This window comes from Paenibacillus sp. FSL M7-1414 (assembly GCF_038003195.1).
In the GTDB taxonomy this organism is placed as follows: Bacteria; Bacillota; Bacilli; order Paenibacillales; family Paenibacillaceae; genus Paenibacillus; species Paenibacillus amylolyticus.
In genome coordinates this window covers 6,776,647-6,795,181 of the sequence record NZ_JBBOOS010000001.1, presented here as the reverse complement: position 1 = coordinate 6,795,181, position 18,535 = coordinate 6,776,647, and the positions used below count along the sequence as shown (strand labels likewise).

General features: G+C 45.6%; 16 protein-coding genes. 9 read left to right on the top strand and 7 right to left on the bottom strand.

What is annotated here, in order from left to right; translation table 11 throughout:
• Positions 1–32: 32 nt before the first annotated feature.
• Positions 33–719 (top strand): hypothetical protein, encoded by a 687-nt coding sequence (locus tag MHH92_RS29660; RefSeq protein ID WP_340907525.1) that lies wholly within the window; start codon positions 33–35, stop codon positions 717–719.
• Between the two features lie 144 nt (positions 720–863).
• Here MHH92_RS29660 and MHH92_RS29655 read toward each other — a convergent pair whose 3' ends face one another.
• Positions 864–2,993: a 5'-nucleotidase C-terminal domain-containing protein gene (locus MHH92_RS29655; RefSeq protein ID WP_445744724.1), complete on the bottom strand. Its 2,130-nt coding sequence runs from the start codon at positions 2,991–2,993 to the stop codon at positions 864–866.
• A gap of 425 nt (positions 2,994–3,418) precedes the next feature.
• Between MHH92_RS29655 and MHH92_RS29650 the strand changes: the two genes are divergently transcribed.
• Entirely contained in the window at positions 3,419–4,381 is a 963-nt protein-coding gene (locus MHH92_RS29650) for an endo-1,4-beta-xylanase (protein ID WP_047840948.1), read from the top strand.
• 137 nt (positions 4,382–4,518) lie between these two features.
• Here MHH92_RS29650 and MHH92_RS29645 read toward each other — a convergent pair whose 3' ends face one another.
• The 3 genes from MHH92_RS29645 to MHH92_RS29635 all read right to left on the bottom strand — a co-directional run bounded on the left by MHH92_RS29645 (position 4,519) and on the right by MHH92_RS29635 (position 9,161).
• Positions 4,519–5,679: an MFS transporter gene (locus MHH92_RS29645; protein WP_340907523.1), complete on the bottom strand. Its 1,161-nt coding sequence runs from the start codon at positions 5,677–5,679 to the stop codon at positions 4,519–4,521.
• A gap of 313 nt (positions 5,680–5,992) precedes the next feature.
• Entirely contained in the window at positions 5,993–7,333 is a 1,341-nt protein-coding gene (locus tag MHH92_RS29640; RefSeq protein ID WP_340907522.1) for a glycoside hydrolase family 30 protein, read from the bottom strand.
• Between the two features lie 310 nt (positions 7,334–7,643).
• Positions 7,644–9,161: a leucine-rich repeat domain-containing protein gene (locus MHH92_RS29635; RefSeq protein ID WP_340907521.1), complete on the bottom strand. Its 1,518-nt coding sequence runs from the start codon at positions 9,159–9,161 to the stop codon at positions 7,644–7,646.
• 380 nt (positions 9,162–9,541) lie between these two features.
• Between MHH92_RS29635 and MHH92_RS29630 the strand changes: the two genes are divergently transcribed.
• The 7 genes from MHH92_RS29630 (at position 9,542) to MHH92_RS29600 (ending at position 15,627) form a co-directional block, all read left to right on the top strand.
• Positions 9,542–10,432 (top strand): diacylglycerol/lipid kinase family protein, encoded by an 891-nt coding sequence (locus tag MHH92_RS29630; protein ID WP_340907810.1) that lies wholly within the window; start codon positions 9,542–9,544, stop codon positions 10,430–10,432.
• Positions 10,433–10,579: 147 nt separating this feature from the next.
• The gene (locus tag MHH92_RS29625; RefSeq protein ID WP_017691548.1) at positions 10,580–11,497 is read left to right on the top strand and encodes an aldo/keto reductase; all 918 of its coding nucleotides are present in this window, start codon (positions 10,580–10,582) and stop codon (positions 11,495–11,497) included.
• 272 nt (positions 11,498–11,769) lie between these two features.
• Positions 11,770–13,152, top strand: a complete 1,383-nt coding sequence (locus MHH92_RS29620) for a transcriptional regulator (RefSeq protein ID WP_253504394.1) — start codon at positions 11,770–11,772, stop codon at positions 13,150–13,152.
• A 257-nt stretch (positions 13,153–13,409) separates the two neighbouring features.
• Positions 13,410–13,580 (top strand): aspartyl-phosphate phosphatase Spo0E family protein, encoded by a 171-nt coding sequence (locus MHH92_RS29615; protein WP_017691550.1) that lies wholly within the window; start codon positions 13,410–13,412, stop codon positions 13,578–13,580.
• Positions 13,581–13,679: 99 nt separating this feature from the next.
• Complete coding sequence (locus MHH92_RS29610; RefSeq protein WP_036611682.1) at positions 13,680–14,060, top strand: GntR family transcriptional regulator; 381 nt, start codon at positions 13,680–13,682, stop codon at positions 14,058–14,060.
• Complete coding sequence (locus MHH92_RS29605; RefSeq protein WP_339190588.1) at positions 14,057–14,932, top strand: ABC transporter ATP-binding protein; 876 nt, start codon at positions 14,057–14,059, stop codon at positions 14,930–14,932. Before MHH92_RS29610 ends, MHH92_RS29605 begins: the two co-directional genes overlap by 4 nt.
• Complete coding sequence (locus tag MHH92_RS29600) at positions 14,929–15,627, top strand: hypothetical protein (protein WP_340907518.1); 699 nt, start codon at positions 14,929–14,931, stop codon at positions 15,625–15,627. Before MHH92_RS29605 ends, MHH92_RS29600 begins: the two co-directional genes overlap by 4 nt.
• 161 nt (positions 15,628–15,788) lie before the next feature.
• On the opposite strand, the gene MHH92_RS29595 is transcribed toward MHH92_RS29600, so the two are convergent.
• The 3 genes from MHH92_RS29595 to MHH92_RS29585 all read right to left on the bottom strand — a co-directional run bounded on the left by MHH92_RS29595 (position 15,789) and on the right by MHH92_RS29585 (position 18,261).
• The gene (locus MHH92_RS29595) at positions 15,789–16,307 is read right to left on the bottom strand and encodes a hypothetical protein (protein WP_340907517.1); all 519 of its coding nucleotides are present in this window, start codon (positions 16,305–16,307) and stop codon (positions 15,789–15,791) included.
• Between the two features lie 50 nt (positions 16,308–16,357).
• Positions 16,358–17,131 (bottom strand): isocitrate lyase/PEP mutase family protein, encoded by a 774-nt coding sequence (locus MHH92_RS29590; RefSeq protein WP_340907516.1) that lies wholly within the window; start codon positions 17,129–17,131, stop codon positions 16,358–16,360.
• Between the two features lie 77 nt (positions 17,132–17,208).
• Positions 17,209–18,261, bottom strand: a complete 1,053-nt coding sequence (locus MHH92_RS29585; RefSeq protein WP_340907514.1) for a bifunctional transcriptional activator/DNA repair enzyme AdaA — start codon at positions 18,259–18,261, stop codon at positions 17,209–17,211.
• Between the last annotated feature and the right edge of the window lie 274 nt (positions 18,262–18,535).

The following is an 18,535-nucleotide window of genomic DNA, read 5'->3' as shown; positions in this document are numbered from 1 at the left end:
TCTAAGTATGTCGGATGAGGGGAGGTGGATATGTGGCACGAGAGGGTAAGACGCGATGGTTAATAAACATTGTACTGACGGTTAGTTTAGCCGGTTGCTCGGCCCCTTTTACCAACTCACATGAAGGCGCAGGAAAAAGGCTGTCGCCAGAGCGGATGGAAGAATTGAGGAGGGAATACCCGCTATCTACTGACACCCCGGTGATGATCAATATCAGAGAAGTAAGTTTCAGAGAGATCATGGATTTTGCGGACTCCGTTATTGTAGCAGAGGTTGAGAGTAGCCTTCCGAATTTTAGCGTGGATTTGCCTGCCGAACCGGGCACGCCTGAGGGTGATTTTGCAGAAAAGGATCGGGCTGCTGGTCTTGTACCCTACAAGCCTGAATTCATTACTTACAAGGTGAAGGTGGATAAGGTTGTAACAGGTGAGGATGTAGAAAAGGATACGTTTCTCTTTTACAATGCTGACTTTGCAGGTGTGGAGCCTGAACTTAAACCAGGTATGAAGATTATCGCTGTAGTCAAAAAGGGGACGACCGGAGAACAGCAGGGAGGATATTCATTCACTCGCTACGGCACGTACTATATTGTCGATGATGACTACGTACTTGCCGCCTACGAGGGGGAATCGGAGGAATTGCGTGATTTTATGGAACAAACGAATGGCATCCAGCTGAACGCTTTTATGGATAAAATCAAGAACCAACCACAAGGCTAAATGACTTCATTCCCCTAGAGCAGTAGAGGAAGGGCCATACGCATAACCATTCGTTTAACATAACAAAGGGCGATCCCGACCATGAGTTCCATGGGAGAATCGCCCTTTTTCTTTTTCGTTAAGCGTAGTGCGTAACGATTTTACTTATTTCAAAATACTCACGTATTTTCCGTATACAAATGCTACACGTCCATCCAGCTTCACTTTTACCCAGCCATACTTGTCTGTACTGATCACCTCAAGCAGGGTGCCTTTCGGTACGGCAGCAACGACCTTCGCTTTGGATGAAGCGCCAGCGCGTACGTTCAGGTAAGCCGCAGTAACCTTGGCTTGTTTGCCTTTGTTGGCGGTATCCGGTTTACCCGTGCTTGGTGTTGATGGTTTACCAGGTTTCGACGTGCCTGGAGTCGGTGTTGGTTTTGGTTTCGTTGGCGTTGTCGGCTTCTCAGGTGTAGGAGTAGTTGCTCCCTCGCCATTGCCTGCCGCTTTGCGAGCTTTGTTCAGCTGTTGATAGAACGCTCCCTTGGTTTTCACGCCTGCGAATTGTGCCGCACTCACATCTGCTTTGGCAGATAGCGTATCAATCTCTTCCTGAGTCACCGTATCCAAAATGTTAATGGAGGCAATGTTGGTGTACTTGCCATCTTCTGTTGTTGGCACAGACATAATGCCATCGTTAATTAACTCCACTATATCTGCACGCTCCGGTGCAGTCAGGTCTACGCCAGTGATTTTCCAGTTGTGTTGAATCTTCGGTTCGTAGACGCCTTTCATGACATCTTTCAGATAGGCGATGGACAGGTTGCGAATCGTGCCTTGAATCTCACCAAATGCCGAGGCGTCCTTGGAGGACCAGAGTTGCTTGAACTTACGCCCTTCCATGGCGCCACCTTTGGCAATCAGGGCTTCCATTCGATAGGCGTTCATGCCAAGTTTTAACGTATCGTCTTCTTTTACTGTCGTACCGTTGCTGTACTTGAGATTTGTAATCCGACTGCCGTATGGTTTGGTCAGGTCAATCTCATACGTTACGCCGCCGAAGAAATCATCGGTGCTGTATTTGGAAGCACGTCGTTTCGGATCAAAGCTGACGGTCACATCACCCGGGCGTGTGGAGTTGAAGTACCCCGCAGACCACTCCATATAATCCATCAGATCGCGTCCGGTAACTTCATATACGGTCACTTCACCAAAGGTGTATTGGTAGTTGAATGCAATATCCTTTTTCTTGATCGGGCCTACATCCAGCTTGGCTTTGTCGTTATCAATCTGGTGCGCGACCACATCGGCATCACTGTAATGCAACATCACTTCGGTGAAAAAATCAGACAAAGGTGTTTCCTGGATCTGCACCGCAGGGATACCCTTAATCTCATCAGCAGGGACCAGGTTCGTTCCTTTCAGTTCAGCCACTTCAATGTTGGCATCGGCACGAGCGAACTCGTGGAATGGGTGCAAAGTCTCTTCCAGCGCAGGATCGGAGACTTCATACGTTCCGTCTGCTGCTTTTACAGCGAGTGCTTGAGCTTCTTTGCTTTTCAGCACAACTTTGTCGCCATCTTTTTCAAATGTCAGATCAATTCGAGAGATATGTGAGCCATATTTATTCGGTTCGGAGATCAATACGCCGTTAACCGTTTGGGATTCAATCAAGGTATGCATGTGTCCGGCAAAAATGGCAGCCAGCTCCGGGTTGGCGTTGGCGATATCCGTCACTCCGGTTCCCGGATTTCCGTTCTCGTTATCCAATCCCATATGCATGAGTCCAACCATGACATCGACTTTGCCTTTCAGCTCAGCAATGGCCTTCTTGGTCTCTTCCACAGGATCTTTGACGATGATGCCGTCCAGGTGATCGGTCCCTTTTTCAAACTCGGTAATCATAGGTGTGTTCATTCCGATAACACCCACTTTGATTCCGTCTTTCTCGATAATCGTATAGGCAGGCATGTAGCGGTCGCCGTTTTCTTTGAAAATGTTACCCACGAGAGGCTGTCCATTGAATTGGGAAGAGATCTTCTCCAGTACGTCCAGTCCAAAGTTAAACTCATGGTTACCCATAACCCATGCGTCATATTTCATTTCGTTCATTGCAACCATCATGGGAGATTGAGGTTGATCATTGAACAACTCAGCCGAGTTATCCTGAATCATGTCTCCTGCATCCAGCAGGATCGTGTTGGGATTCTCAGCACGGACTTTTTTCACAATGGTGTAGAGCTGTGTCATGCTTCCGGTTGGATTTGGACCGTCCAGAGCATAGTCCCACGGCATGAATCGACCATGTATATCCGATGTACCCAGCAACGTAATCTTGGTCTCCTTGTCTGCCTCAGCAGCCTGAACCGGAGTGGAAGCAAAAGGGGCGAACAAAATGGAGGCACATAAGAGGAACGATAAAGGCCATCCGGCGAAACGTTTCGTTGAAATTTTGCGCATGTTGTAATCTCCCTTGTTATCTAGTGTGTGTAAAGATATGTATCATTTCATACTAGATAAACATCTGGTGAATGTAAACTCCAATGTAAGAGTTATGTTGGATTTAAGAGAGTGAATCTATGAATAACTTCAGAAAAAGCATTTAAATCTATTTTTTTGCAATAAAATACTATAATTTGACAGGTGTTAAAAACCAAAATTATCCAGTAAAATGATGTTTGTAAGCGCTTTACAAAAAACAATACTAAGGAGGAAAATCATTGATTAAGTCTAAGTGGTTCAAAACAGTCGGCTCACTGGCATTGGTAGGGATTCTCGCTGCTTCTGTTGCGGTTGGTAGTGTGAGTGCTGGTTTGGCGAAAGGTAGCAAATTTCTGGGCAATATTATTGCCAACCAGGTTCCTTCGAATTTTAGCCCATATTGGAATCAGGTAACTCCGGAGAACTCAACCAAGTGGGATGCTATTGAAGGCACACGCAACGTAATGAATTGGGGCCAGGCGGACATGGCCTACAACTATGCTAACAACAACGGATTTCCGTTCAAATTCCATACGCTCGTATGGGGAAATCAACAGCCAAATTGGATTAACAGTCTCTCAGCCGCAGATCAGAAGGCTGAAGTGACACAATGGATTAAAGCTGCAGGACAGCGGTATTCGAAGTCTGCCTTCGTTGATGTGGTGAATGAACCTCTGCATGCGAAACCATCCTATCGCAATGCCATTGGTGGAGATGGGGCAACGGGTTGGGATTGGGTTATCTGGTCATTCCAACAGGCGAGACAAGCCTTCCCTAACTCCAAATTGTTAATTAATGAATATGGTATTATCGGTGATCCTGCTAAAGCGGACCAATATATCCAGATTATCAACCTTTTGAAAAACAGAGGTCTAGTTGATGGTATTGGAATCCAGGCGCATTACTTCAATATGGACAACGTTTCTGTGAACACAATGAACACGGTACTGAACAAGCTTGCGGCTACAGGGCTACCAATCTATGTATCCGAGCTGGATATGACAGGTGACGATAATACACAATTGCAACGTTATCAGCAGAAATTCCCTGTGCTGTGGAAACACTCTGCTGTTAAAGGTGTGACGCTGTGGGGTTACAACCAGAATCAAACCTGGCAGGCTGGCTCTCACTTGGTCAATAGCAACGGTACAGAACGTCCGGCTATGCAATGGCTGAGAAATTACCTGGCGAACAATCCTTAAGCGTGCGTTTTGACGAGTCGGAGCATCCTTTGTAAATCCGGTAATCATATAACACCAAATAGCGCCTGTTCTACATGTTAAGCATGGGAATATGGCGCTATTTGTGTTAGTGCTTTCTCTCAACAGTGTTCGGCAATTTATGGTGCAGGGAAACATTTAATTTTAATCCAAACCAATACAAAAGCGATCAGTGCAAAGATCATTCCGCTCCAGATCAGCTGATGTATTCCAAGGTTCGCGATGAACCAGCCGCCGATGGCAGTACCCAAGGTAATACCGAGGTTAGAAAAGGATACATACAAGCTGTTGCCGAATTCAGGCGCGTCCTGCGCTTCAGCGGTTAACCAGGTTTGGCTTACAATTAATCCTCCTGAATGCACGGATGCCCAGAGGATGACTACAATAATCATCCACACGAAGTGGGGACCGGCCCAATAGACGAGTGCGTAAGCTGCTACATACAGCAGCGGGAACATGAGGACAGTGCGGACCATGCTCTTACGCAGAAACTGTCCAAACCCCAAATTTCCGATGATCATGACAACACCAAAGACGGTAAGCATGACACTGATCCATGATCCACTCATTTGGGTGACTTGTCCAAGATACTCGGCGAAATAGCTGTATACGGAGAACATGGCGGCGAATATAAAAATGACTGCGGCAACATTCAGCCATAATCCAGGTTTGCGCAGAATACCGAGCTGCTTGCCATAGGACATCTTTTCCTTCACGGGCATCGAGGGTAACCAGATCCATATGCCGATAAAAGCGACCACACTAACCATCGCTCCAAACAGGAAGGCGATTTCGAGGGATAGGCGTTCAGCAAGATACGATGTCAGTGGCACGCCAAAGGCAAAGCCCGCGGTAACTCCGGTGAATACTTTGGCGACGGCCTGACTGCTTTTCTCTGCCGGAACAAGTTGGGCACTGGTGACCAGGGCTACGGAAAAGAAGACGGGATGGAATAACGCGGGAATGATACGGAAGATAAGCATGGTATCAAATGTTGTGGCGTAGGCATAGACCACGTTTGAAATGGCAAACATCAGCACAGCAGTCAAAAGGATGATTTTGCGATTAATTCCGGACGCCAGCAAGGTGAGAAAGGGACCCGCAATGGCTACGACCAGCGCAAATATACTGACCAGCCAACCTGCCTGTGCAGCTGTAATGTTGAATTTATGCGCAACCTGAGGCAGTACACCCACAATTCCCATTTCTGTTGTTATGATCCCGAATACACCGAGTGCCAGAATCAGGATAAGGAGCGGGTTGACCTGTTGTGATTTCATGTAAAGCGTACCTCCAATTGATTTAAATATACAGAAAAGTAGATATGATATTCTAAAATGGGACTGCCTTTCCTCCTATAATGTGATGGACATGAGAGTAAGTTCTCTGGATTACATTATATCTAGATTTATAGATTTGTAAATATAAAAGGTGAAACGTCATATCTTTAAGTTGTCTTCTGCTTGTGTTCTACAGGAGTAATCATGCTGACAATAAGCATGGTCTGGCCCATAAAAAAAATAGCGCCGGCCCAGGGAATCCTTGGGGCCTGACGCTATTGATGTCCGCGTTTTTAACGATGTGTTGGATTAGTTATTTCGGTTGAATAACCATGCTGTTGAATGAATCGGCTTCCAGCTCCATGTGTAGGGTCTGTCCTTCTTCAAGGGTTAGATACAGGTCACGACGGTCCTGGAATGGATTGTTGATGACAATCACGAGACTGTTATCCGGGTTGCGGAAAGCAACGGATTTCCCGCTCCATGCGCCAGACAGGCCGACTCTTCGAGCACCATGAACAATATGATGCGCGAAGTGTTTCATCACATAATACTCGGGGTTCCGAGTAACCTCCTTATTGTCCGGATCTACAGTGATCATGGAGTTCTGCTCCCAGCCCCATGTGCTGCGGCCTTTGGGTTCCAGAACCATGTTCCAGTAGATGTACGCGTTCACTCCGTTGCTGAAGTAATGCTGGTAGAGGTTATATACATATTTGGCATAGTTCCATGAGTTGTTGCCATCACCGCATTCGTTCTCAGTCTGCATATAACGCAGCTCTGGATAACTTGCCGAGGTACGTTGAATGGCATTTTTGCCTGCCCATTGATACCCAACACCTTTGATATAGGAATAGGCCTTTGGATCACTCAGGACAAGTCCGGCGTATTCGTCGAAGTCGTTTGTTTTTTTCTTGATTAATTCTTCCCATGGATCAGGGGCGTTGATCGTTCCCAGCCAGATTTCCGTATCCAGACCGTGTTGGTCAAAAGCCGGGCCCAGATAATCGGCGATGAACTCACGAAGCTGCTCGCCTGTCCACATGCAAGAAGGAAATTTCTGATCTGCAATCACTTCGTTCTGCACATGCACCTGATGGATCGTAATGCCTGCGTCACGGTAAGCCTGTACAAATTTTACGAAATACAGGGCGTAGGCCTCCAGAATATCTTTCTCCCAACGAAGCGTGCCATAGTTATAGGCTTTGGGCGACTTCATCCACGTTGGCGGACTCCATGGGGAGGCGAAGAATTGCAGGTTCGGGTTATAACTTAGAGCTTCCTTGATGTAAGGAATCAGATATTTGAAATCACGTTTGATTGAAAAATGTTCCATGACCACGTCGCCATCCACTTCATTGTGGCTGTACCACTGTTCTGCATAATCACTTGCGCCGATCGGCAGGCGACATATGTTAAACTTGTGCTCACCCTCCGGATGGAAGAGAGAGTGAAGTACCTCATGGCGCTGCTCCTCATTTAAGTGGGACAAAGCAATATAACCAAGCTCGTTAAAACATCCGCCAAACCCTTCCACAAGTTGGTGCTGTTCACCCGTTAGTTTTAGGTTAGCGCTTTCATTAGTTGGCACAAAAGATAGCTCTCTCCACGGGCTGTCTTGGGTTGTGGAATAACCAGTGAGTGTGAATGTCATGTGAATTTCCTCCTCGCTTGAACCTCAGTTGTCATATATATTACGTTCAGTATAACAACTCCCACGGCAAAAGAAGATATGCTAAACCGTGTGAAATTTACCCTAATCGAAGATGGAGTATCACGAGTTCGTATTCGCATAGACAGATCGTATGCTGTATTTGCTTGTGATCGGCGATGTCCATATACCATTATCCAATGTCATAATACAACTGTCATGGCACAACAAAATCCCCGCTGATCGTTCAGACGGGGACTTTCGCTATGTTTCTCATATTCTCTTATGGCTGCAAATGAACGTGAGACACAACTTAAGGCTGTACACTCTCACCAAGTTGTTTATTTTCAAAAATCAGAATCGTTTTGCTGCTTCCGATGTAACCAACAGAGGTATTGAATTGCTCCGAGATGAAGCGAACCGGTACAAAAGCTTTACCATCTTTCATCAGAAGAGGAGCATCATTGTTCGCAAGTGTATCATTCACGACAACTTGTTTGTTACCCACGCTCCAGCGGATAGTCTTGTCATTCTGTGTGATCACAGCTTCGCGGGTACCGCTGTTCCAGTTCACACGGGCATTTAACTGCTCCGAGACAAAACGCAGAGGCACATAGGTCCGGCCTTCATCGATAAAAGGTGCAGCATCCAGTGCATAAGCACGATCCCCAACATAGGCGGTGGTAGACCCTTCGATTAGACGCTGAAAGCTGCCCTGGGGCGTTCGTTTCTGCTCCCGCACATTCATCCGATTCAGAAGCTGCATTGTATGACTGCCACTCACAACATCCAGATAATTGTTCTGCACCGTGAGTCCGGCAGGCTCAACCTCTGAGACAGACGTCTGAATACCCGAGGATAACGAGGTAGACGCCGAGATATCCTGTATAACATTTGTCGCTGACTGATCACGGGTAAACGTAAAACCTGCGATCGGTGTCAGATCCCACACCCGGTTGTTGGATAATTTTAATACGTCCAGGCTGGATAGTTGCCGAAGAGGTTCCAGATCATAGATCTGATTGGATTCTGCATTCAGCTCCTTCAGCCCAGTCAGTCCCTCAAGCCCCTTGAGGTGTTGTACTTGGTTACCGGAGATATCAAGTGTCCGAAGCCGTGTCATGTGCTCCAGTGGTGTCAGATCCGTGATTTGATTACCTGCCACATTCAGATTCCGCAGTGTATTTGGCAATTCAGCCAGTACGTCCAGCGTCTGAACCTGGTTGTTTGCTACATTGAGTTGTTGGAGCCGGGTTTTACCCATGAGCGGTGTCAGATCGTTAATCGTATTGTTCGAGATCTCAAGCCACTTCAGTGCATCCGCATCCGAGAGGGCCGCAAGACTGGCAATCTGGTTACCACTGGCGTGGAACGTATGTAATCGGTTGAACCCACGTACAACCTCTATGGAAGAAATGGAATTGTTGCTGATATACAGCCGTCCCAAGTCTTTTAATTCAGTAAGTGCATCTATGGATGTAATGTAATTATTGCGAACATCGATCTCGCGAAGCTGGGTTAGGTGCGCCAGCGGTGTGAGATCCTCAATCTCATTCCCATATAATCGGAGGTGAGTCAGATTGGTTGCATATTCGAGACCGGACAGGCTGTGAATACCTGCATTGCTCAGATCTACCACCTCAAGCTGCTCCAGATCCGTTGAAGTTAATGGCATATCCAGAGGTTTGTTCAGGATTAACTTCAGTCCGTCCTCCAAAGCGGGATCTTCAATGATTCCCTCGCCCAAGTCCGTAGTTGTGTAAGCCATGGCTTGCCCCGATGCCCCGAGACTAAGGATGAATACTAGAAATAATAGCGTCATTCTTCTCATTGCATGCATTCCCTCCGATTTTTAGAATTATAAAATAATCCGAACAGATTGAGTTAGTTAAGTATAGTATCTACACGATAAAAGCGACCGGAAGGTTGTTCTGCCCACGGAGTGTTCAGTGTGAATTGAAGAGTTTAACATATACAGGTTCGGCTCAAAGCACATCTATAGTTATTAACCCGTCAACGGGAAAAAGGAACAAGGAATTTCGTAATGGGTATTTCTCTACTTCTATTCTATATGAAACAAACCCTGCTCTGCACTCTTCAGAGACATGTTTATCAAAAAAAATAAAACATCTCCCGCAGACCCTATTCAACCCACCCTTGAAAAGGGTAAAGATGAAGTAAAGATGCCAATTTGGAGGGGAAGATGTGAGTATGCGCCAAGCCATGATCATTAGTAATCCATCGTCAGGTAAGGAAGAGGCCGAGCAGTATGTGTCCCAAGTCAGAGAAATTCTGGAGTCACAGCAGTATGAGGTGGTGGTTAATGAGACGGCCGGGGAAGGTGATGCCACCAACTACTGTCTGAGCGCCTGCAAAGACGGCTGTGATCTGGTCATCTCCATCGGAGGCGACGGTACACTGCATGAGACGATTAACGGCATGATGGATCAGGATCATCGTCCCCGATTGGGCGTGGTACCGCTAGGTACGGTGAATGATTTTGCGCGTGCGCTGAATATCTCGCTTGACCCGGAAGAAGCCATTAGGCAGTTACGTTCGAATCAGACCCATATCGTGGATCTGGGGAAAATCAATGATCGCCTGTTTGCCAACGTTGTGGCTGCGGGTTCTTTGGCAGAAGCTTTGTTCTCCGTATCCTCGGAAGAGAAGTCGAAGTTGGGATCATTTGCATATCTCAAAGAAGGCTTGAAAGACCTGGTGAATACACCAGCCAATCATCTAACCATCGAATATGATGGACAGTTCTGGGAGGGGGAATCGCCACTTTTTCTGGCGGCGCTGACCAACTCGGTCGGAGGATTCGAGAAGTTGTCTCCGGATGCAGAGGTGGACGATGGTCTGATACATTGTTTTGTTGTTCGTAATATCAGTGTGTTCAACAGTCTGACCCTGGGCACTTCCCTGTTATTTGGTAGTCTGAAAGACCATAAGGACGTGGACTATTTTACAGCCAAAGAAGTTCATGTTCGCTCAGACGAAGCCATTCGCACCAATGTAGATGGGGAAGAAGGTCCTGCCCTGCCGATTCATATCCGTGTCCTGCCAAGGCATATTGAGGTTATCATACCGGAAGAAGTATAACTTATTCTTTTGGATCTATAGGCTGGAATGAAGAACCTATCATTTCTCCATATGAATGTAGGATAAAGCTATTGAAACCGATTGCAGATATATGTCACAATCAAAGGTAAGATACACGATAATATTCGAATATGGAGGGAAAACATCTTGAGAACCATTAAATTGGGCAGCAGCGCACTAGAAGTACCTGTAGTCGCGGTGGGCTGCATGCGGATTAATTCACTAGACGGTAAGGAAGCCGAACATTTTGTTCGTTCTGCAATGGAGGTTGGCGCGAATTTCTTTGACCATGCCGACATTTATGGTACAGGAACATGTGAGGAGATCTTCGCCGAAGCGGTACAGATGAATCCCCAAGTTCGTGAAAATATGATTCTTCAATCCAAATGCGGTATCCGCAAAGGCATGTTTGATTTCTCCAAAGAGCACATCCTGAATTCAGTCGATGGTATCCTGCAACGTCTGAAAACGGAATATCTTGACGTTCTGCTTCTGCACCGTCCAGATACATTGGTTGAGCCGGAGGAAGTGGCTGAAGCCTTTGATCAACTGGAGCGCGAAGGTAAAGTGCGTCACTTCGGGGTATCCAACCAGAATCCGAACCAGATCGAATTGTTGAAAAAATACGTGAAACAGCCACTGGTAGCCAACCAGTTACAGATGAGTATTACCAATACGACGATGATTGACAGTGGCATCAACGTGAACATGGAGAACGATGCCGCGGTTAACCGTGACGGTAGCATTCTTGATTACTGTCGTCTGCATGATATCACTATTCAGCCGTGGTCCCCGTTCCAGTACGGATTCTTCGAAGGTGTATTCCTGGGTAGCGACAAGTTCCCGGAATTGAATGCAAAGATTGACGAGATTGCTGCGAAGTATGACGTGAGCAATACAACGATTGCAATCGCATGGTTGCTTCGTCACCCTGCGCAGATGCAACCTGTGACAGGCACGATGAACATTGAACGTCTGCAAGACTGTGTAAAAGCAGGAGATGTTCATCTCACTCGTCCAGAGTGGTATGAAATTTACCGTGCGGCAGGTAATATACTGCCTTAAATCCAAGTTATAGTGAGTATACTGACTGCTGAGTCAGTTGAGAGCACGAGCCCGTAGATGGCTCGTGTTTTTTGTCTAATTTCAGGTTTGATGCCAGACGTGTTTCCGATATAAAATAAGGATAGGATTGTCCGTTTTATAAAAGGATTAAAATGGTTTTAATACAAATTAGTTGAAATTATTATATTGACCGATACTTTCTAATTACATATAATTACTTTTGCATACCGATAATCCCGTTTATGTTTTTTATTTTGGAGGGTGGTGTTCGTTTGGAGTCGACAACCACGATACGCGATCACTTGGAAAGTTATCTGAAGCGTGAACAGATGTCCATTAGTCATTTTTCGGAAACGTCAGGGATTAATTCGGGTACGCTCAGCAATATTTTGAATAAAAATCGACCTATTGCCATGCAGCAGTTGGATCGCATTACTTCCGCCATGAGACTGGAAGAAGGTTACTTCTATGAGTTATACATAGACGAGTGTTTTGTACACGCGACCCCGGACTGGCGAAGACTGGGACCCTTCCTTCATCGCTGTGCCGAGTTGGACAAGTTGGATTGTATTGAAGAGGTTATTCGTCTGATGATGGATAATCTTTCCTATATTCCTTTGTTATTTGATGTGGCTGAAGAGTTCTACCAAGCGGGTAAATTCAAACCTGCCATTCTTCTATATGAAAACATTGCTGAAAGCGAGAAAATGCAACATTCCGAGCGACTTGCACTCTGTCAGTATCGACTGTTCCGGTTGGGACTGACCAATGATCAGCACCGGAATCTGATTATTGCATCTCGGTTCGAATATTATGTGGATCGGCTGGATGAGCGCTATCAATTGGATGCGCTTAACGAACTGATTAATGCTTTTGGAGCATTGCATAGATGGGACAAGGTTCAGGAGTTATCTGAAAAATTGAAAATAAAAGCGTCCATCCATTATGAGATGAATGGCCGACGGAAACAAGAAGAGACAAAAAGACCAATTGTTTTCTATATTCTATACTCCGATCTAGCTGCAGGAAGTGCCTGTTATCAATTGAAGGACTACACTGGGGCACTTAAATATGTTTCTTTATATTCGGATAATCGCTGGGTGAGGAACCCGGATAAAGATGAAATCGTCGTTATGAATCAGTTTCAAGAATGGGCTGAAGCTAATCGATATATATATCATTTAATGGGTGGACAGTTTGAGGTATTACCAGATTACCTGGCGTATATCTCGACGAAGGAAAATGAGATATTCCCAGCGCTTTGTGATATTGTAACGGCGGCTAATCGCTATGATAAGGATATTGATCATGTTCTCAAACAGTATGAATCCTACTTCACTTATCAGGAACAGAGTAACCGAATTGGTAAAGTAAGCAGACAAGTTACGGATGATCGATATTTACGACTTTTAGCAGATTTGGGTGCATATTATTTAAAGAAAGACGAGTATCATTTAGGTATAGAATTTGTGCTAGATAGTTTAAAATTTTCTATTGAAATTAGCAGTGGACGAGGTATGCTTAGAGGTGTCGGACTGTTTGAGCAATACCGGGAATTTGCATCTGAGACGGCGAAACAGCAATACAAAATGATAATTAGTGAGGTGCAGAAACTCAATGAAGAGAAAGTTGGCTTTGCTGATAGCTACCTGTAGTATCGTTGTATTCATCGTAGCTCCTGCTACGGAACCTGTCCCAGGCAAGGAAAGCCCGAATCCCGAAAGCCCGAACCCCGAAATTATGAGACCCGCTGATCATGGATTTGGAACTTAATAAAAGTAAAGAACGCTTCTGAATTCATTTCAGAAGCGTTCTTTTTTTGTGTATCAAAGTGGAAGAATAAGTATGTCGTATCTCACATGCGCTTATGATTGGCATAATACACTAAAATATGACAAAAAGGAGGGGTACTATGGATCGCCTGGATTTGATATCACGGATCGAAGATGCCAGACAGTTGTTATATCGCATGCATATGGAATACGGTAGTCTGCTTCATCCGGAAGTGATCCAGCAATCCGTAGTCCTGGACGGGCTTATTAATCAATACAACAGAGCAAAGGTAGGAAAGGCGATGAATTAAGTTCGCCTATTTACATTTGCGTCTTTGTATACTATAGTTAGTTACATGAGTAACTAACCGACTAACTGACCAATGAATACGTATGAAAGTTGGAAGCACATGAAATCGACTTTGGATGAATCTCAGCCTATTTTTCATCAGATTGCTACGATGATTATGGACGATATTGTGGAGGGCAGATTGAAGGTGGAAGAACAGGTTCCCTCAACCAATGAACTGTCACGCTTCTACAATATCAATCCGGCTACAGCCCGCAAAGGACTGCAGGAACTCGTGGACAAGGGGATTATATACAAACAGCGAGGTGTTGGAATGTTTGTTGCAAAGGGAGCAAGAGAAGCATTGCTCGTTGAACGGAAGCAAGATTTTTATGAAGAATACATCAAGCCTTTACTTGAAGAAGCCAGACGGATTCACATGAATGAAGACATGATCATTGATCTGATTCGTGGCAAGAAGGATAAGGAGAGTGAGTTATGATTCATATGGAGCAGGTCAACTACAGCTACCAGAAGACGCCCGTTCTGAACCAGGTTACGCTACATGAGAGTGAGCCCATCATTAGTGCAATCTGGGGAAGAAATGGAGCGGGTAAAACAACCATGATGAGTTTACTTGCAGGGCATAACCGCCCGGACAGTGGAACCGTTCAGATCATGGGTCAAGACCCCTATAATAATCTGGCTGCCCAAGAGCATCTGTGTTACATCCAGGAGAATCACCCCCTAGGGAAAAACTGGACAGTTAGTGACATGGTTCAAATGGGGCAATATTTTCATCCGCAGTGGAATCAGGATTTGGCGGAACGTTTAATCGATGTGTTCGAACTACCGGCGAAGAAAAAGATCGTTAAATTTTCGAAAGGCATGAAGACTGCTGCCCAGATTATATTGGGTCTTGCCAGTAATGCAAAGATAACCATTCTGGATGAACCTACCAATGGACTCGATGCTGAGAAGCGTAAATTCTTCTACAATGCGCTACTGGAAAGTTATGAAGATAACCCGCGTCTGATTCTCATATCCAGTCATCATATTGAGGAGATTCAGCCTTTGTGCGAGTCCCTTATCGTTTTGCAAGCCGGAGAGGTGTTGTTAAATCAACCGATGGAAGAGATGCGTGAAAAAGGGGTTCTTCTAACAGGGGGAATTGACGATATCAACCGAGTCACAGCAGGTGTTAAAGTTATAGAGTCTTCCCAGATGGGATCGACTGTAAAAGTGATGATTGATGAGCCCTACTCGAAAATGTGGAAGGATATCGCTCATTCACAGGGGCTTTCCATTGAGAAAGCGACATTGCAAGATTATTTGGTTAACAGGACCCGTAATCAAGAGGGGGTTAAGCCATGAACGCAGTAAAAGGTACGAATCGACTGATTCGCGATGATATGCGTTTGTATCTGGGCATTTTTTCATCCATCGCTCTAATGCTCGCCGTTGTATATCTGGCCATTGGCTTCATATTTGATGTCTCGTATGCTACGCAACTGTTTGGTCCCATGTACGGAGGGATATGTACGTTTGCCATCGGGGGAATGATTACACTGTTTCCGGTTGCGATTGGTATGGGCAGTACACGAATTCAATTCATGAAATCCTTCTATATGAATTCGGTATGGATGGTTGCAGGCACCATGATCATTCTGCATGTGGCGTATTTCCTCTTACACCTGCTTCAGGAAAAAGGAATTGTTGACGTAACCCTTTATCAACCGGGCATGTTGTATTCAAGTGAATATCATTTCTTATCCTACCTGTGGATCGATCTGATGTGCGGCTTTCTTGTACTGGGAATCTCTGTCTTCCCAACGGTTTGTTGGATGCGCTTGGGGATGCGTAACTTCTTCATTATGTTCTTTGGGGTAGGCCTAATGATCACTCTGATCGTTGTCTTCGCAGATCTTGGGGAGTGGATGAAGTGGTTTGCGAGTGTGAATATGATGACATTGTTTACCGTTCTGGGGTGTATTGGTGGTGCGCTACTTCTATCTACGTACCCGATGATGAAGAATGCGCCGCTTACCATGAAATCCAAAAAAGACTGACAGGAAACAGTTATAAAGGAACTGGGCAAGGAATCTAAGCGAAATCTCCGAAATTAGAAAACACGAGTGCGAACACGCCTCGTGTTTTTTGTATCATCCTAAATCATTGGATTTACCTATTCAACAATCTTTATACGCAATTCCAAATGAAGGTGCATCCCTTAAGCTTGAGCCTGCGGTTTGAATCCTTCGTCTTTGAGGTACTCGCCGGCTTCGCTACGTGACTCAAAAGCCATATCCAGATTATCACCGGAATATACATACCACATGTCATCTTCGTATTTTAAAGTCAGCGTATGTCCATCTTCATCGATCCACGTTCCGCCACCCGTAGAGATTGTAGACAATGCAGGAGCAGCAGCTTTTACTTGTTCTGGTTCATTAAATTCAACTGCGTTGGGATTGTGAGACATCGCTTGGATTGTTTCATCTAACAATGTGCGCAGATCTGCTTCGGAGTAATCACGAATATTGACGAATCCTTTAGCATCGGTCTCATAGTTAGGCAATAGCCCTGCATAGATATAACCGTTTCCGTTAGGATGAATATGGAGAGCAACAATTTTTTTATCATACGCACTATCCTCGTAGTGGAAATTAACTCGACCGAGAGAAACATCTTTGCGTTGCAGTTGGGGATACGATTGTAGCACTTCTAGCTTTTGTTCCACGTTAAGCATAATTGCCTCCTGTAAATGTTCAATAGAGGTGATTATAACATGCCCTCCTGTTAATTTCCCGATAAAATGTTTCTCCCCAGTTCTTTTAGGTGTTCCATAACTTGCAGATAGGGATATGGCCCGTAACTTACACGTGCTACACCCAGTGTGGCAAGCTGTTTTGGTGAAGGCTCAGGAGACGTAACCATAACGTTAATTGGCAGCGGTGAACGCTCACACAATTCCTGAATCAGTTGGTGATCCTGCAAACCGGGTACAAACAGACCACTGGCTCCTGCATCTGCATAATGGCTCGAACGTATAAGTGCTTCCTCCAGGAGAGAGTGGTTATGGTGTTCAGGTGCATGTTGCAGAAAAATATCTGTGCGGGCGTTAATGAACAACGGGATGCCTGCCTGCTGCGCAGCTTCCCAGGCGGCGGACAATCTCGGGCATTGCTCCTCCACAGTGTACAATCCCAAGCCAGCGGGAAGTTGATCTTCAATGTTGATTCCTACAGCACCATGATCGATGACTTGCAGGATATTTTGCTTCACTTCTGACACAGACCTCCCATACCCTCCCTCTATATCGATCGTTACAGGCAGATCCACGCTCGCTGTAATCCGTGCGAGATTGGCAAGCACCAGATGGAATGACATGGCTTCACCGTCGTGTTCACCGTGGGCCGCAGCAACGGACCAGCTTCCGGTAGCAATGGCCGTTGCTCCAGCGGATTGGATGGCTTGTGCGCTTCCGGCATCCCATACATTGACCAGAACAAGTGGTTTTCCTTTCACATGGTATTGTTGGAACAACGCTGCTTTTTCTTCTAAGGTACTCATATTATGTTGACTCCCCTTTGTTATATCATGCATTCCTTTGGACATTTGATTCGTACTTCATTACTTCATTCTGTTTTTCAGCTACCCTTTTTTTGTTTCTCGTGAGTCAACAGCCAGTTTTTGCGAGTTAATCCTCCGCCGTATCCGCCCAACTCACCACTGGCATTGATTACACGGTGACATGGAATCACAATCGCAAGCTGATTGGCTCCATTCGCCTGTGCCACAGCTCGGCAAGCAGTCGGTTTTCCCAGTGCATTTGCAATCTCTTGATATGACCTCGTTTCACCAGCCGGAATGGCCAGCAACTCGTCCCACACACGCTTTTGGAATGGTGTTCCTAAACAGAACAACGGTGTGTCGAATGCTGTCCGAATACCTTGAAAGTACTCGTTTAGTTCACGCTCAATGGACTGGATGGGAGCTGTAGTGCCGGGTACAATCGCTGATTTGGTTCGTTTGCGCAGACGCTCAACTTCGCGTTCCAGACCTCTGCGGTCCACAAATTCCAGTAAATATAGCGACTCCTCATCAGCAATAGCCATCATCGGGCCGAGGCGGGTGTCAATCCAGGACGCTTTTAGGACATGTCCTTCATCGACTTGTGTAGGGGCGGCACCCATGATCCGTGAAAAGGCATCGCGGAAGCCGCTGCTTGATTCATATCCAGTAGATAATTGGCTGTCAATCACGGTGCGGCCGGAGCGAATATTTTTCAGGGCAAGACCCATGCGTCGGGCGCGAGCATATTCGACAAAGGTCATGCCGAACCGCTTCTTGAACTGACGGCGCGCCGTGGATTCATCGATGGAGAGGGCCTTGAAATCCTGTCCTTTCCAGCGTTTCTCCGGATTTTTCTCCACAGCTTCCACTAATATGCGAACGACATCGGATACTTGGTTAGGGTGAGAAAGTGGACGACAGCGCTGGCAAGGGCGATAAGAGGCCAGAAGTGCCTGTTGAGCCGTCTCATAGAATTCGCAGTTTTCGAATTTTGGCTTTCGCGCAGGGCATGTGGGACGACAGAACACACCTGTGGTTCGGACTCCAACATAGAATAAACCCTCGTATTCCGAATCCTTGGCCACAAGCGCCTCGTAATATTGTTCCTTCAGATCAGCAGAAATCATGGGGGCACGTCCTTACTCATTAGAATCTTTATCTATACCTATTATAGAAAAACGTTGCAGCAAGCATCGCCGAAAATCAGGCATGAATATTGGATAGATTAAATCGGATATAACATTGAAATTCGGTTGTTCAGAATTTGTTTAGAGTGAACTGGTAGTATAGACCTATCAGAGTAGGGTGACTTAGGCAAAGATACCTATATAGTGAAAAAAGTGAGTTATTAATAATTCATTGTTATAGGAAAAATACATAGGTAAACATGAAATTAAAGAT

Bases quoted from the DNA above. Each gene is read 5' to 3' on its own strand.
- MHH92_RS29655 (WP_445744724.1), bottom strand. From the start codon at position 2,993: ATGCCGTGGGACTATGCTCTGGACGGTCCAAATCCAACCGGAAGCATG.
- MHH92_RS29645 (WP_340907523.1), bottom strand. From the start codon at position 5,679: ATGAAATCACAACAGGTCAACCCGCTCCTTATCCTGATTCTGGCACTC.
- MHH92_RS29640 (WP_340907522.1), bottom strand. From the start codon at position 7,333: ATGACATTCACACTCACTGGTTATTCCACAACCCAAGACAGCCCGTGG.
- MHH92_RS29635 (WP_340907521.1), bottom strand. From the start codon at position 9,161: ATGAGAAGAATGACGCTATTATTTCTAGTATTCATCCTTAGTCTCGGG.
- MHH92_RS29630 (WP_340907810.1), top strand. From the start codon at position 9,542: ATGCGCCAAGCCATGATCATTAGTAATCCATCGTCAGGTAAGGAAGAG.
- MHH92_RS29615 (WP_017691550.1), top strand. From the start codon at position 13,410: ATGGATCGCCTGGATTTGATATCACGGATCGAAGATGCCAGACAGTTG.
- MHH92_RS29610 (WP_036611682.1), top strand. From the start codon at position 13,680: ATGAAATCGACTTTGGATGAATCTCAGCCTATTTTTCATCAGATTGCT.
- MHH92_RS29605 (WP_339190588.1), top strand. From the start codon at position 14,057: ATGATTCATATGGAGCAGGTCAACTACAGCTACCAGAAGACGCCCGTT.
- MHH92_RS29600 (WP_340907518.1), top strand. From the start codon at position 14,929: ATGAACGCAGTAAAAGGTACGAATCGACTGATTCGCGATGATATGCGT.
- MHH92_RS29595 (WP_340907517.1), bottom strand. From the start codon at position 16,307: ATGCTTAACGTGGAACAAAAGCTAGAAGTGCTACAATCGTATCCCCAA.
- MHH92_RS29590 (WP_340907516.1), bottom strand. From the start codon at position 17,131: ATGAGTACCTTAGAAGAAAAAGCAGCGTTGTTCCAACAATACCATGTG.
- MHH92_RS29585 (WP_340907514.1), bottom strand. From the start codon at position 18,261: ATGATTTCTGCTGATCTGAAGGAACAATATTACGAGGCGCTTGTGGCC.